This window comes from Wenxinia marina DSM 24838 (genome assembly GCF_000379485.1).
Lineage (GTDB): Bacteria > Pseudomonadota > Alphaproteobacteria > Rhodobacterales > Rhodobacteraceae > Wenxinia > Wenxinia marina.
The window spans coordinates 113,057-126,933 of record NZ_KB902310.1 but is presented as its reverse complement, the minus strand read 5'-3'; the positions used below and the strand labels follow the sequence as shown (position 1 = coordinate 126,933).

At 72.7% G+C, this 13,877-nt stretch carries 10 protein-coding genes; 5 read left to right on the top strand and 5 right to left on the bottom strand.

The genetic code is table 11. The annotated features are described in order from the left end of the window. Window positions 1-57: 57 nt before the first annotated feature. The 3 genes from cobT to A37W_RS0115320 all read left to right on the top strand — a co-directional run bounded on the left by cobT (window position 58) and on the right by A37W_RS0115320 (window position 4,385). On the top strand, window positions 58-1,932 hold the full coding sequence (gene cobT, locus A37W_RS0115330; RefSeq protein WP_026198539.1) for a cobaltochelatase subunit CobT: 1,875 nt from the start codon (window positions 58-60) through the stop codon (window positions 1,930-1,932). A gap of 223 nt (window positions 1,933-2,155) precedes the next feature. Next, on the top strand, window positions 2,156-3,955 hold the full coding sequence (locus tag A37W_RS0115325) for an aminopeptidase P family protein (protein WP_018303918.1): 1,800 nt from the start codon (window positions 2,156-2,158) through the stop codon (window positions 3,953-3,955). Window positions 3,956-4,043: 88 nt separating this feature from the next. Next, complete coding sequence (locus A37W_RS0115320; RefSeq protein WP_018303917.1) at window positions 4,044-4,385, top strand: DUF427 domain-containing protein; 342 nt, start codon at window positions 4,044-4,046, stop codon at window positions 4,383-4,385. A 13-nt stretch (window positions 4,386-4,398) separates the two neighbouring features. On the opposite strand, the gene A37W_RS0115315 is transcribed toward A37W_RS0115320, so the two are convergent. Further along, entirely contained in the window at window positions 4,399-5,508 is a 1,110-nt protein-coding gene (locus A37W_RS0115315; RefSeq protein WP_018303916.1) for a hypothetical protein, read from the bottom strand. A gap of 411 nt (window positions 5,509-5,919) precedes the next feature. Continuing rightward, on the bottom strand, window positions 5,920-7,575 hold the full coding sequence (locus A37W_RS0115310) for a chloride channel protein (protein WP_018303915.1): 1,656 nt from the start codon (window positions 7,573-7,575) through the stop codon (window positions 5,920-5,922). 175 nt (window positions 7,576-7,750) lie between these two features. Here A37W_RS0115310 and A37W_RS22180 point away from each other — a divergent pair, with 175 nt between their 5' ends. After that, complete coding sequence (locus A37W_RS22180) at window positions 7,751-9,565, top strand: bifunctional helix-turn-helix transcriptional regulator/alpha/beta hydrolase (protein WP_018303914.1); 1,815 nt, start codon at window positions 7,751-7,753, stop codon at window positions 9,563-9,565. 166 nt (window positions 9,566-9,731) lie between these two features. Continuing rightward, window positions 9,732-9,932, top strand: a complete 201-nt coding sequence (locus tag A37W_RS0115300; RefSeq protein WP_047772330.1) for a hypothetical protein — start codon at window positions 9,732-9,734, stop codon at window positions 9,930-9,932. On the opposite strand, the gene recN is transcribed toward A37W_RS0115300, so the two are convergent. From recN to lpxC, 3 genes are all read right to left on the bottom strand, one after another. Then, window positions 9,929-11,593 (bottom strand): DNA repair protein RecN, encoded by a 1,665-nt coding sequence (gene recN / locus A37W_RS0115295; RefSeq protein ID WP_018303912.1) that lies wholly within the window; start codon window positions 11,591-11,593, stop codon window positions 9,929-9,931. The genes A37W_RS0115300 and recN overlap by 4 nt on opposite strands. A 305-nt stretch (window positions 11,594-11,898) precedes the next feature. Beyond that, entirely contained in the window at window positions 11,899-12,714 is an 816-nt protein-coding gene (locus tag A37W_RS0115290) for an outer membrane protein assembly factor BamD (protein ID WP_018303911.1), read from the bottom strand. 193 nt (window positions 12,715-12,907) lie between these two features. Then, window positions 12,908-13,840: a UDP-3-O-acyl-N-acetylglucosamine deacetylase gene (gene lpxC / locus A37W_RS0115285; RefSeq protein ID WP_018303910.1), complete on the bottom strand. Its 933-nt coding sequence runs from the start codon at window positions 13,838-13,840 to the stop codon at window positions 12,908-12,910. Between the last annotated feature and the right edge of the window lie 37 nt (window positions 13,841-13,877).

The window sequence follows — 13,877 nt, the reverse complement described above, 5'->3', positions numbered from 1 at the left end:
GCGCCCGGCCCCCTGCCCGCCCTTGCCAAAACGGCGCCCATGACCGATGTCGGGACCATGAGCAAACCGCCCGACAATCCGGCCGATCCGTTCAAGAAGGCGCTCGCCGAGGCGACCAAGGTCCTCGCCGACGATCCCGACCTGACGGTCAGCTTCTCCGTCGACCCGCCCGGCCAGTCGCCCGACACGATCCGCCTGCCGCAGGTCAGCCGCCGGATGACCCGCGACGAGGTGCTGCTCGCCCGCGGCACCGCCGACAGCTTCGCGCTGCGGCACCGCTACCACGATGCCGGGGTTCACAGCCGCTACCTGCCGCAGGGCCAGATGGCCCGCGACCTCTACGAGGCGATGGAGACGGCCCGGATCGAGGCGCTGGGGGCCGAGCGGATGCCGGGCACCGCGGGCAACATCGACGCGCGTATCGGGACCGAGGCGCGGCGCAAGGGCTACGACCAAATTCGCGAGGCGTCGGACGCGCCCCTGTCGGTCGCCGCCGGCTACCTGTTCCGCCACCTCGCCACGGGCCGCGAGATGCCGCCCGGCGCCGACAACGTGATGCAGCTGTGGCGCGGGTTCATCGAGGATCAGGCCGGCGACCGGCTGGACAACCTCGCGGACCGCCTGTCCGACCAGAAGGACTTCGCCCGCTTCGCCCGCGACGTGATCCGCGACCTCGGCTACGGCGACCAGCTGGGCGACGATCCCGACAGCTTCGACGACGACGACGAGGACCAGGCCGAGGGAACCGAGGACGAGGAGGATCAGGACTCCACCGGCGAGGACGACAGCGACACCGAAGAGGCCGAAGGCTCGCCCGAGCAGTCCCAGGACGAGACCCAGGACGACACGCAGGCCCAGGTCTCGATGGACGAGATGGCCGACGCCGAGGACGCCGAGGAGCAGGAGATGCCCGAGGGCGAGGCCCCGCTGGAGCCCCCGCCCCCCGCCCCGGTCAGCGAGGCGGACCCCGACTACAAGGTCTTCCTCACCGACTACGACGAGGAGGTCGGCGCCGAGGACCTCGCCGAGCCGGCCGAGCTGGAGCGGCTGCGCGCCTACCTAGACCAGCAGCTGGAGCCGCTGAAGGGCGCCGTCGGGCGCCTCGCCAACAAGCTGCAGCGCCGCCTGCAGGCGCAGCAGAACCGCTCCTGGGAGTTCGACCTCGAGGAAGGCACGCTCGACGCCGGCCGTCTCGCCCGCGTGGTGGCGAACCCGACGACGCCGCTGAGCTTCAAGGTCGAGAAGGACACCGAGTTCCGCGACACCGTCGTCACCCTCCTCCTCGACAATTCGGGCTCGATGCGCGGCCGCCCCATCAGCATCGCCGCGATCTGCGCCGACGTGCTGGCCCGGACGCTGGAGCGGTGCGACGTCAAGGTCGAGATCCTCGGCTTCACCACCCGCGCCTGGAAGGGCGGGATGAGCCGCGAGAAGTGGCTGGCCGAGGGCCGCCCCGCCGCGCCCGGCCGCCTGAACGACCTGCGCCACATCGTCTACAAGTCCGCCGACGCGCCCTGGCGGCGCACGCGCGAGAACCTCGGCCTGATGATGAAGGAGGGGCTGCTGAAGGAGAACATCGACGGCGAGGCGCTGGAATGGGCGCACAAGCGGATGCTCTCCCGCCCCGAGGTGCGCAAGGTCCTGATGGTGATCTCGGACGGCGCCCCGGTGGACGATTCCACCCTGTCGGTGAACCCCGCCAACTACCTGGAAAAGCACCTGCGCGACGTGATCGCCATGGTGGAGAGGCGACGCGCGGTGGAGCTGATCGCCATCGGCATCGGCCACGACGTGACCCGCTACTACCAGCGCGCGGTGACGATCACCGACGTCGAGCAGCTGGCCGGCGCGATGACCGAACAGCTCGCCTCGCTGTTCGACACCGACCCGCGCAAGCGGGCGCGGGTGCTGGGTATGAAGCGGGTGGCGTGACGGCGGTCCCGGCCGAGAGCGCCGGGGGTTTCACACCCCCGGACCCCCGTGGGATATTTATGGCTCGATGAGAGGGTGAAGGGGCGGCAGCCCCGGGGATCAGGCTGAAATCGCGGCTGGCGGGCGCGGGCCTTGCGCCGGGGCCGCCGGCGGCGACCGACCGCTCTGGCCTTTCCGCCGCCGCTGCCGCATCGTCCGCCCGGCCAGGAAAGGGAGCCGCGCCATGTTCCAGACCTTCGCCGTCACCAGCACTCCCGAGCAGGGGCCCGCGCGGCTGGCCGCGCTGCGGGACGAGATGAAGGAGGAGGGCGTCGCCGCCTTTCTCGTTCCCCGCGCCGACGCCCACCAGGGCGAGTATGTCGCCCCCGCGGACGAGCGGCTGGCCTGGCTGACCGGCTTCACCGGCTCCGCCGGCTTCTGCGCCGTGCTGGCAGAGGAAGCGGGGTTGTTCGTCGACGGCCGCTACCGGGTGCAGGTCCGGTCCCAGGCGGACCCGGTCTTCTCCCCGGTGAACTGGCCCGAGACCCAGCTCGCCGACTGGCTGAAGGAGCGGCTGCCGCGGGGCGCGACCGTGGCGTTCGACCCCTGGCTCCATACGGTGGAGGAGATCGACCGCCTGCGCGCCGCCCTGCGGCCCGCCGGGATCGTCGTGACGGAGTCGCCCAACCTCGTGGACCGCGTCTGGGACGACCGCCCCGCGCCGCCGTCCGGCGCCTTCACCGCCTACCCGGACGACCTTGCAGGCCGCAGCGCGGCGGACAAGCGCCGCTCGGTCGCGGCCGAGCTGAAGGAGGCGCAACAGCGCGCCGCGATCCTGACGCTGCCCGATTCCATCGCGTGGCTGCTGAACATCCGCGGCACCGACACGGTGCGCAATCCGGTGCCCCACGCCTTCGCCATCGTGATGGACGACGGCACGTGCCAGCTTTTCGCGGGTCACGGCAAGGCCGACGCCGTGGCCGATCACCTCGGCCCCGACGTGGCGGTGCTGCCCGAGGACGGTCTTCTCGCCGCGGTGGCCAGCCTCGACGGCCCCACCCGGATCGACCCCAAGAGCTGCCCCGTCGCGGTGGCGGAGGCCCTCACGGCGGCCGAGGTCGAGATCGCCCACGGCGACGACCCCTGCCGCCTGCCCAAGGCCCGCAAGACCGGCGCCGAGCTGGACGGCGCCCGCGCCGCGCAGCAGCGCGACGCGGTGGCGATGGTGAACTTCCTCGCCTGGCTGGACGAGGAGGCGCCGAAGGGCGAGCTGACCGAGATCGCGGTGGTGGAGGCGCTGGAGGGCTTTCGCCGCGCGACCAACGCGCTTCTCGACATCTCGTTCGAGACGATCTGCGGCTCGGGCCCCCATGGCGCCATCGTGCATTACCGGGTGACCGAGGCGTCGGACCGCGCCGTCTCGCCGGGCGAGCTGCTGCTGGTCGATTCGGGCGGGCAGTACATAGACGGCACCACCGACATCACCCGCACCGTCACCATCGGCGACGCGCCCGCCGGCGCGGCGGAGGCGTACACGCTGGTCCTGAAGGGCATGGTCGCGATCTCGCGCGCGCGCTTCCCGAAGGGCGTCGCCGGCGCGCACCTCGACGTCCTCGCCCGCTATGCCCTGTGGCTGGACGGCAAGGACTACGACCACGGCACCGGGCACGGCGTCGGTGCCTACCTGTCGGTCCACGAAGGGCCGCAGGGCCTGTCGCGGCGCTCCAACGTACCGCTGGAGCCGGGGATGATCCTGTCGAACGAGCCGGGCTACTACCGCGAGGGCGCCTGGGGCATCCGGATCGAGAACCTGATCGTGGTCGAGGACGCCCCGCCCCTGCCCGAGCAGGACGACCGGCCGTGGCTCGCCTTCGAGACGCTGACCTACGTGCCCTTCGACAGGCGGCTGATCCTCCCGGACCTCCTGACCGGTCCGGAGAGGGACTGGATCAACGCCTACCACGCCGATACACTCTCGCGCATCGGGCCGCGCCTCGACGCCGGGCCGCGCGCATGGCTGGAGGCGGCCTGCGCGCCGATCTGACCCGCGGCCCCTTCCCGAAAGGGTTCTGCAATTCCCGCAAGGCGAGCGCCGCGCGCCGGCGCCTCGCCCCCGTCCGGAGGAGACTGTCATGGCCGACCACATCAAGATCCGGCCCGCCCCGCGCCCCTGGGTCGTCCGCGCCGGCGGCGCGGTCCTCGGCGAGAGCGCCCGCGCGCTGGAACTGACCGAGGGCGATTACCCGCCGGTCATCTACTTCCCGCGCGAGGACCTGGCGATGGCGTTCCTCGACCCCTCGCCCACCCGCTCCACCTGCCCCTACAAGGGCGAGGCGAGCTACTTCAACATCGTGGCCGAGGCCGAAACGATCCGCGACGCGGCGTGGTCCTACGAGACGCCGAAGGCGGGGATGGAGCAGATCGCCGGCCACATCGCCTTCTACCCCGGGAAGGTGACGGTCGAGGAGGTCTGACGCCGCGGGGGCGTCACTCGTCGCCCTGCAGCAGGACCGACGCCGGATCGGGCGGCAGCTCGACGCCGAGCCAGGTCATGTCGCGGGCGAAGATGGACGACAGCAGGCGCTGGTAGCCGAGGTTCATCTCCACCCCGCCCTCCGGCGTCGGGGTGTCGATCCTGAGGCCGACCACCGGCGCGCCGGTTCCGGCGAAGGCGATGCCCTGCACCTGCGCCTCCGGCAGCATCTCCGCCCACGGGCGGCGGGTGACGAACGAGGTCGCCTCGCCCCAGGCCGTCTCCATCACCTGCGCCCGCTCCTTGGCGGCCTGCGCGGTCTCGACGACGTAGAGGACCAGCGCCGTCTCGGTCCGGCCGTCGCTGAGGTCGGCGACGAACACCGGGCCGGCGAGGCCGGAGCCCGGCATCAGCTCGGTCCCGTCCGCGAAGACGAGGGCACGGACGAGGGTGCCCTGGCCCGCCTCGGGCGCATCGAGCGCGGCCAGCAGCGCCGCGACGTCGGGCCGCGCCGCGACCGACCCGTCGGACGCCGCCGTCGCGAGCGCGGTCGCGCCGTCCCGGGTGGTGGACCACACCATCAAGTCGCCGACCAGCGCCACCCGGCTCGCCCGGCCAAGCATCCCGCCCAGCGGATCGGCCGGATCGCGGTTCTCGATGTCGATGGAACCGTCCTCGCCGCCGCGCACGAACAGCGCGCCGTCGACCTCGTAGCCGGCGGACGTCAGCGCGACCGGGACGCGTACGGCGGCCATCGGCGTCACGTCGAACACCGCGCCGCCGAAGGGCGGGGCCGAAATCGCGAGGATCGCCTCCGCCTCGTTCGGATTGAAGCCGACGGACCGCCGCCAGCCGCCGTCCAGCCCCAGCATGATCGTCTGGGCGAAGGTCGGCGGGATCGAGCGGAAGACCGGCCCTTCCGGCTCCGACATCATGCTCGTCTGCGCCCGCGAGACGCCCACGACGCCGCCCCGCAGGCTGCCGAATTCCAGCATCACCGGACCGTCCAGGCCACCGATCAGGGTCTGCGGCACCTGATCCAGCAGGCGCCGCAGCGAATCGCTCCGCTCGGCGGAGGCGGCGGTGGCGAGGCAGATCGCGGCGAGGGCGAGGAGGAGGCGCATGGGACACTCCGTGTGGGCCGGGGTGGCCGAAGCTTTTCCGCAGAGCGCTTGTGACGCAAGTCGGGATCGCCCGACCCCGCCGTCCCCGCGAGGCTGCCGGCCGGGCCGCGGACGGACAGCCGCGCCCGGGACCACGTCTCTCCCTCTCATCGAGCCACGAATATCCCGGGGGTCCGGGGGCAGCGCCCCCGGCGGTCGCAGGGACGCACTTGGTGCGGCGCAAGCGATGCCCGGACCGACCGCGCCCCCTGATGCGCTCTTCGCGGGGCTTACCCCAGACTCAGCAGACCGCCCGCGCGCCCTTATCCGCCCGCCCCGGGCTCGACCCGGGGCCTCGCACGTCCCGGCGCTCGGCTTCGGCGAGGCCCCGGGTCAGGCCCGGGGCGGGTGTCGCGGGAATCCTGGATCCCGTCACGCATGCTCCTCCTCGGCCATCTCCACCAGCGCCTCGTTCAGCGCCTTCAGCGCGTCGGTCTGGAACAGCGCGCCCAGCAGCTCGGGCGGGGTGTCGCCACCGGGGAACCGGACGACCGGGATGAACGGCGCCCCCGTCGCCTCGAACAGCGGCATGGCGGCCTCGAGCGTGGCGCCGAGCCGCAGGTAGGTGCCGTCCGCCACGAGCTTGCTGCAGGCATCCGTCGGCGCGGCGCGGGGATGTTCGGTCCTGCGCATCTCCTCCTCCACCTTCAGCGTGCCAAGGAGCCAGGCCTGCGGCCCGGCGGCGAGGTGAATGCCCCGCCGCTCCAGCGAGGTGAGGAAGAACGAGCGGTGGACCAGCCGGGTCGAGACCGCGACCGACGTCGAGACCGCCGCCATCACCGCCACCGCCGCCTGCCAGTCCCCCGTCAGTTCGAACACGATCAGCGTGGTCGAGATCGGGGCCCCGAGGACCGAGGCCGAGACCGCGCCGAGGCCGGACAGCGCGTAGAGCGATCCTTCCCCCGACACGTCCGGAAAGATCGCCGTCGCGACCGAGCCGAAGGCGAGGCCGGTCAGCGCCCCCACCATCAGCGAGGGCGAGAAGACGCCGCCGCCCATCCGCCCGCCTATCGTGATCGCGACAGCGGCCACCTTCACCGCGACGAAGACGACGGCCAAGAGGAACCCGTACTCCGCCGCCAGCGCCCGGTTCGTGGTCTCGTAGCCGACCCCGATCACGTGCGGGAACTGCGTCGCGATGAGGCCGAGCAGCAGGCCTGCCACCGTCGGCCGCAGCCAGCCGGGCAGCCGAAGGCGCGCCTGCAGCGACGAGCCGAGGTCGTCCACCCAGAAGATTGCGCGCATGAAGACGACCGCGACGGCGCCGCAGATGAGGCCGAGGATCAGGAAGGCCGGCAGCTCGACGTAGAATCCGAGGGCCGACTGCACCGGCAGGTCGAACTCCTGCACGTCGCCAAAGGTCAGCCGGCTGATCACTGCGCCCGCCACGCTGGCGATCGCGATCGGCGCGAAGGCGTGGACCGCGTAGTGCCGCAGCACCACCTCCAGCGCGAACAGCGCCCCGGCGAGTGGCGCGTTGAAGCTCGCCGAGACGGCGGCGGCGACCGCGCAGCCCAGCAGTTCGCGCCCCGTCACCCCGCTCGCCCGGATGAAGACGGCGACGTAGGAGGAGAGAATAGCCGCGAGGTGCACGACCGGCCCCTCGCGGCCCGAGGAGCCGCCCGTGGACAGCGTGATCAGCGACGCGAAGGCCGAGACGAGGCCGGCCCGGCGCTCCACCCGCCCGTCGTAGAGAGAGGCGCCCTCGATGACCTCCTGCACCGACCGCACACGCCCGTCGGGCGTCAGGTGATGCACCAGAAGACCGACCGTCAGCCCGCCCGCGACGGGGATGAGCACGATCCAGTACCAGGCGAGCGAGGCGGCGAAGGTGTGCAGCGTCAGGATGTCCGGCGTGCCGTAGATCGTCGCCTGCAGCCAGCTGATTCCCAGCCGGAACAGCACCGCCGCCCCGCCCGCCCCGATCCCGAGGAGAAGCGCCAGCACCCAGAACTGCGCCTGGCTCGGCCCGCGGGTGAGCATCAGCGCCCAGCCGGTCCGCGCCGCCCTGTTGATCCTCTGCCGCATGCCTCCCCTCATCCGCACTCTTTCCGCCCCTGATAGGAGATGCGGCTCCCGCCCGGAAGGCGCGGCCGGCGCGACCGGCAGCTCGCGTCAGGGTGGATCTCGCGGGCCAACGGGATTAACGTTGCGGAAGGTTTTGACCGGATGGTCAAACCAGCGGCTGCCAAGGGGGGCGCCGATGACCGTAGCAGACCGGCCCGCCCGCCCGGGCGGCGACGATACCGATCCGGCCGAGGATCTGATCGACCGCCTCTACGAGGTGGCGATCGATCCCACGCGTTACGAGGCCCTGCTCGACCACTGGGAGGCGATGATCGCGCCGCAGCGCGTCGCCGCCAATGGCCGGCCGGAGCCCGACCAGGGGCTCGCCCTCGGTCTCCGCCGTCTCGAGAGCCACATCCAGCGCGCCGACGCGGTGCTCGACCGGGCCATCGCCGACGGCACCCGCGACGGCCCGTCCGGCATGGTGCGCGGGGTCGAGACCGCGGCGGCCTTCGCCGTGGACCGGGCGCTGTCGATCGTCGCGGTGAACACCGCGGCCAGTCACGTCTTCGGCGTCGCCGTCGGGGCGCGGATCGCCGATCTGGCGCTGTCCGAGGGCGAGGCCGACCTCGTGGCCCGGCAGATCGGCCGCATGTTCGCGGCCAACAGTCCGGCGCCCGTCGTCATGCGCACCCGCGGCGCGGCCGAGGGCCGCGTCGTGCTGCTGCACCTGCGGATCGTGCGCGAGCGGATGGACGAGCCGTTCGTCCTCGCCGTGTCGTCCGAGCTCGGCTGGCCCGACGACTTCTCGGACCTCCTGCGCGGCGCCTTCGACCTGACCCCGGCCGAGGTCGAGGTGGTGCGCGCCCTGGCCGAGGGCGCCCGCGCCGAGCAGATCGCCGAGGCGCGGGGCCGCTCGGTCGCCACGATCCGGGCGCAGATCAAGTCGATCATGGCCAAGACCGAGACCCGCAGCCAGACCGAGCTGGTGCGCCTCACCCTCTCGACGATGGAGATGGCGCGCTTCTCGGACGACGAAGCCGCCCGCCTGACCCATGCCAGCCGGGGAACCGGCACGCTGGAGCCGAGGCCGTTCCGGACCCTGATCCTGCCCGACGGCCGCCGCTCCGACCATCTCGTCCTCGGCGATCCGGACGGCACGCCCATCCTGTTCTTCCCGCTGGACTACGGTCTCGTCCGCTGGCCCGCCTCCGCCGAGGCAGAGGCGGCGGCCCGGGGGATCAAGATCGTCGTTCCGGTCCGGGCCGGCTACGGCGCGTCCGACCCGATCCCCCGCGGCACGCCTTACGTCACCCAGCTGTGCGAGGACTTCGCCCGGCTGATGGACCACCACGGGATCGACAGCTGCCCGATCCTGACCCTCGGCGGCGACAGCTTCCTCGCCATCGCGTTCCACGCCGCCTTCCCCGAGCGGGTGTCGGCGCTGGTCTGCGCCGCCGGCGTCCTGCCCCTGACCCGCCCCGAACAGTACGAGCGGATGGAGAAGTGGCACCGCTTCATCCTCGCCGGCGCCCGCTACACGCCGCACCTCCTGCCGTTCATGGTCAAGGCCGGCTTCGCGCTGGCCCGGCGCCTCGGCAAGCGCGGCTTCGTCCACGCCGTCTACGGCAAGTGCCCGGCGGACGTCGCGACCTTCGAGATCCCCGAGGTGTTCGAGGCGATGGTCTGCGGCTCGGACGTCTCGCTCAGCGACACCCACTCCGCCCACGACGCGTTCTCCCGCGAGGTGATCAGCCACGAGACGACGGACTGGACCGACGAGATCGACCAGCTGCGCGAGAGCGGCCTGCCGGTGACGTTCCTGAACGGGCTGCAGGATCCGCAGGTCCCGGCCGAGACGCTGGCCGAGCATCGCGCCGACTATCCGTGGATCGACTTCCGCGTCATGCCCGACGCGGGTCAGCTGCTGTTCTTCCTCAAGTGGCGCGACGTCCTGGCGGTGCTGGCGCCGCTCCTGACGGACCGCGCGGCCCGGACGAGGGCAGATTAGACCATATGGGGTATGACAGGCGCCGGAACTCGCCGTACCACGGAGTCATTGAGACGTTGGTTGGTGATCGCCGAAAGGCACAGAGCACATAGATCGAGGTCCGGCGGGAGGTGAGTGGCTCGCAGGGCCGACCATTTTCAGAATAAGCGGCCGATATCGTCCGGCCATGCGCGGGAGGGTCGAGGTGGGGTCAGATGGTCACGCCGAAGGCTCTCCCGCGGTCCTTCTGCTCGCCGACGACGGACTACCCGTCCTGACGATCCTCGGCACGGACCTGCGCGTGCAGGTCGTCATGGGAATGTCGCGCCGCGAGGCGCCTGCGCCGCAGCCGGCCGGGCCGCCCGCGCCGCCCGGCGCCGACACCTAGCCCGCGGCTTCGTCCTGCAGCAGTTCGCGCGCCGCGCCGCGGGCCGCCTCCGTCACCGTGTCGCCCGACAGCATCCGCGCGATCTCGTCGATGCGGGCGCTCTCGTCGAGCGGGACCACCCGGCTCACCGTCGCCGCGCCGTCGCTCGCCTTCTCGACCCGCCAGTGATGCGCCGCCCGGGCCGCGACCTGCGGCGAGTGCGTGACGACGAGGACCTGGCCATCCGCCGCCAGCCGCGTGAGCCGGCGCCCCACCGCGTCGGCGGTCGCGCCGCCGACCCCGCGGTCGATCTCGTCGAAGATCAGCGTCAGCCCCTGGGCGTCCCGGGTCAGGCAGACCTTCAGCGCCAGCAGGAACCGGCTCAGCTCCCCGCCCGAGGCGATGCGGTTGAGCGGCCCCGCCGGCGCGCCGGGGTTCGTCGCAACGACGAAGGCGACGTCGTCCCGCCCCTCCGGCCCCGGTTCGCCCCCGGCCACCTCGACCGAGAACACCGCCCGTTCCAGTTTCAGCGGCGCGAGCTCGCCCGCCATCTCCGCCGACAGGCGCGTGCCCGCCGCCCGGCGCGCCTCCGTCAGCGCCGCGGCCGCCGTCTCGTAGGCCGCGTCCGCCTCGCGCGCCGCATCGCGCAACGCCGCGATGTCGCCCTCGGCCCCGTCGAGCGCCGCCAGCCGCCCGGCGAAGTCCGCCGCCAGCGCCGGAAGCTCGTCCGGCGCCACGCCATGCTTGCGCGCCAGCGCCCGGATCGCGAACAGCCGCTCCTCCACCGCCTCCAGCCGCCGCGGGTCGCCCGCCAGCGCGTCCAGGCAGTCCGCGACCCCCTGCTCGGCCTCGCCGAGCGCGTCCATCGCCCGCGCCAGCGCCTCCAGCGGCGCGTCGAGCCGGCCGTCAGCGGCCTCGGCCGCGTCGTCCAGCCAGCGGATCGCGTCGGTGATCAGGCCCTCGGCCCCCTCCCCGGTCAGCGCCGCATGGGCGCGCCCGACATCGCCGCGGATTCGCTCTGCCGCCTGCATCAGCCGCCGCTCGGCATCCAGCCGCTCCGCCTCGCCCGCCTCGGGTGCGAGGTCGCCGAGCTCGCCCGCCGCGTGGCGCAGGAACTCCTCCTCCGCCTCGAGGGCCGCGCGCGCCTCTTCGGCCTCGGCCAGAGCCGCAACCGCCGCGCGCCGCGCCCGCCAGGCCCGGCGCACCGCGTCCACCCGCTCCCCCAACCCGCCGAACGCGTCGAGGAGCAGCCGGTGTCCCCGCGGATTCAGAAGGCCCCGGTCGTCCTGCTGCCCGTGCAGCTCCACCAGCCGCTCGGAGAGCTGCCGCAGCACGTCGCCCGAGACGCGCACGCCGTTCACCCACGCGGTCTTGCGCCCGTCGGCGGCGTTCACGCGCCGCAGGATCAGCTCGCCCTCCTCCAGCGCGATCCCGGCCTCGGCCAGCACCTCGGTCGCGGGATGTCCGTCCGCCAGCCGGAACTCCGCCGTGACCTCGCCCTGGGCGGCGCCCGCACGCACCAGCTCGGCCCGGCCGCGCCAGCCGAGGACGAAGCCGAGCGCCTCGAGAAGGATCGACTTCCCCGCCCCGGTCTCGCCGGTCAGCACGTTGAGGCCCGGCCGGACCTCGAGGTCCAGCCGGTCGATGATCAGAAGGTCCCGGATCGCCAGATGCCGCAGCATAGCCTTACATGAATCCCCGCCCCGTCCCCGTCAATGCCGCCCCGCCGGCGCCCACGCGCCCGCGAGTCGGCGGAGGGTCAAGGACGCGCGTCAGCGCGCCGGCGAAGCCGGTTCATCCTTGACGCTCCGCCGACTCGCAGCACGCTGACAGGAGGCGCGTTCAGGGCACACCTGCCCCTGAACCGCTTCCCAAGCAAAGGCGAAAACGCCGCCTCCTGCCCGACATCCCGGCAAACAGCGCCCTGCCGCCGGGGACGGCGGGCGGGGCGATGGCCGTCAGGCCGAGCGCCGCACGGCGTCTCGCCTCAGATCCACTCCCCGCGGACCATCTGCCGGTAGATCTGCGCCAGCCAGTTGTCGCCGACCGCCCGCATCTCCAGCCCCTGCCCGGTCAGCAGCGCGTAGCTGGACTGGTACCATTCGGTGGACTGGTAGTTGTAGCCGAGGATCGCGCCGGCCGTCTGCGCCTCGTTCGTCAACCCCAGCGAAAGGTACGCCTCGACCAAGCGGTGCAGCGCCTCGGCGGTGTGGGTCGTGGTCTGGAAGTCCTCGACCACCACGCGGAACCGGTTCGCCGCCGCGGCGAAGTTCCCGCGGGCGAGGTAGAAGCGCCCGATCTCCATCTCCTTTGCCGCGAGGTGGTCGAAGGCGAGGTCGAACTTCAGGATCGCCGAGCGGGCGTACTCGCTGTCGGGATAGGTCTCGATCACGTAGCGCAGCGCCTGCAGCGCCTGGAACGTCAGCCCCTGGTCGCGGCCGATCTCGTCGACCTGGTCGTAGTAGCTGAGCGCGAGAAGGTAGGCTGCGTAGGCCGCGTCCTCCTCGGCCGGGTAGAAGTCGAGGTAGCGCTGCGCGGCGGCGCGGCTGTTCTCGTAGTCGCGGTCGCGGTGGTAGCTGAAGGCCTGCATGATCAGCGCGCGCTTGGCCCAGGCCGAATAGGGGTACAGCCGCTCGATCTCGCCGAAATAGTAGGCCGCGTCGTCGGCCTGTCCGCGCTCCAGCTCGACCTCGCCGCGCTGGTAGATCTCTTCCGGCGGATAGGTGTCGAGCGCGCCGGGCGTCCGGGCGTCGAAGATGTTGCAGCCGGTCAGGAGGAGCGCACCGACAAGGCCGAGGACCATGCCAGCCCGGGTCCGCAGCGCGGGTCGACGATCGCCTGCCATTGAGCCTTCCCTCTGCCCCGTCCCTCGCGCCGCGCCTTGAAATGGCGCTTGCGCGGCCGGTCTAGCACAAGGCGCCGGGGTGCAAAATGCCCAAAGGCGCGGCCGCCGGAGAGCGTGACCGGAACGCGCCGGCGTCATCCGAAGGTGCAGGTCAGGCCACGTCCGGCAGATCGGCCGGGGTCACGCCGACGCCCGGCAGCTCCGCCGCCTGCACCTCGTCCACCGTGACCCGGCGCCAGTTCGCGGCGTCCGCGAAGAGCGCGCGCAGCAGCGCGTTCGTCATCGCGTGGCCGGCGCGCAGGCCGGTGTAGCGTCCCAGGATCGGCGCGCCCGCGGTCGCGAGATCGCCGAGCGCGTCCAGCATCTTGTGCCGGACCGCCTCGTCCGCGTGGCGCAGGCCGCCGGGCGTCAGCACGTCGGCCCCGTCCACGACCACCGCATTCTCCAGCGTCCCGCCGAGGCCGAGGCCGGCGGCCTGCATCGCCTCGACATCCGAGCGGCGGCAGAAGGTGCGGCTGTCGCACAACGTCCGCACGAAGGCGCCGTTGCCCATCGCCAGCGTCCGCTGCTGGCGGCCGATGGCGGCGTCGGGAAAGTCGATCGTGAAGTCGATCACGAGACCCGCCGCGGGGTCGAGCCGCGCCGCCGCCTCGCCGCTGCGCACCTCGACCGGGCGCAGCACCTCGATCGCCTCGAGCGGGGCCCCGAGACGGCGCAGCCCGGAGGAGAGGATCGCGCCGACGAAGCCGCGCGCGCTGCCGTCGAGGATCGGCACCTCGGGCCCGTCGATCTCGACGAGGACGTTGTGCACGCCGGTGCCGGCGAGGGCCGCCATCAGGTGCTCGATCGTGCCGACGCTGACGCCGTCCGCGCCGGCGAGGCGCGTGTTCAACGGCTCGCCGGGGACGTTCGACCAGAGCGCCGCCACGTCGGCCGGCCGCCCGGCCCGCGCAAGATCGGCGCGGCAAAAGACGATTCCGTGCCCGGCCCGGGCCGGCTGCAGGCGCAACCGCGCCGGCCGGCCCGAATGCAGGCCGGTGCCGGTGATCGTGATGTCGCGCGCGAGGGTGGTCTGTCGCGTCATGGTCAACGCCTCTTTAATTCACGGAGCGAATTAGGAG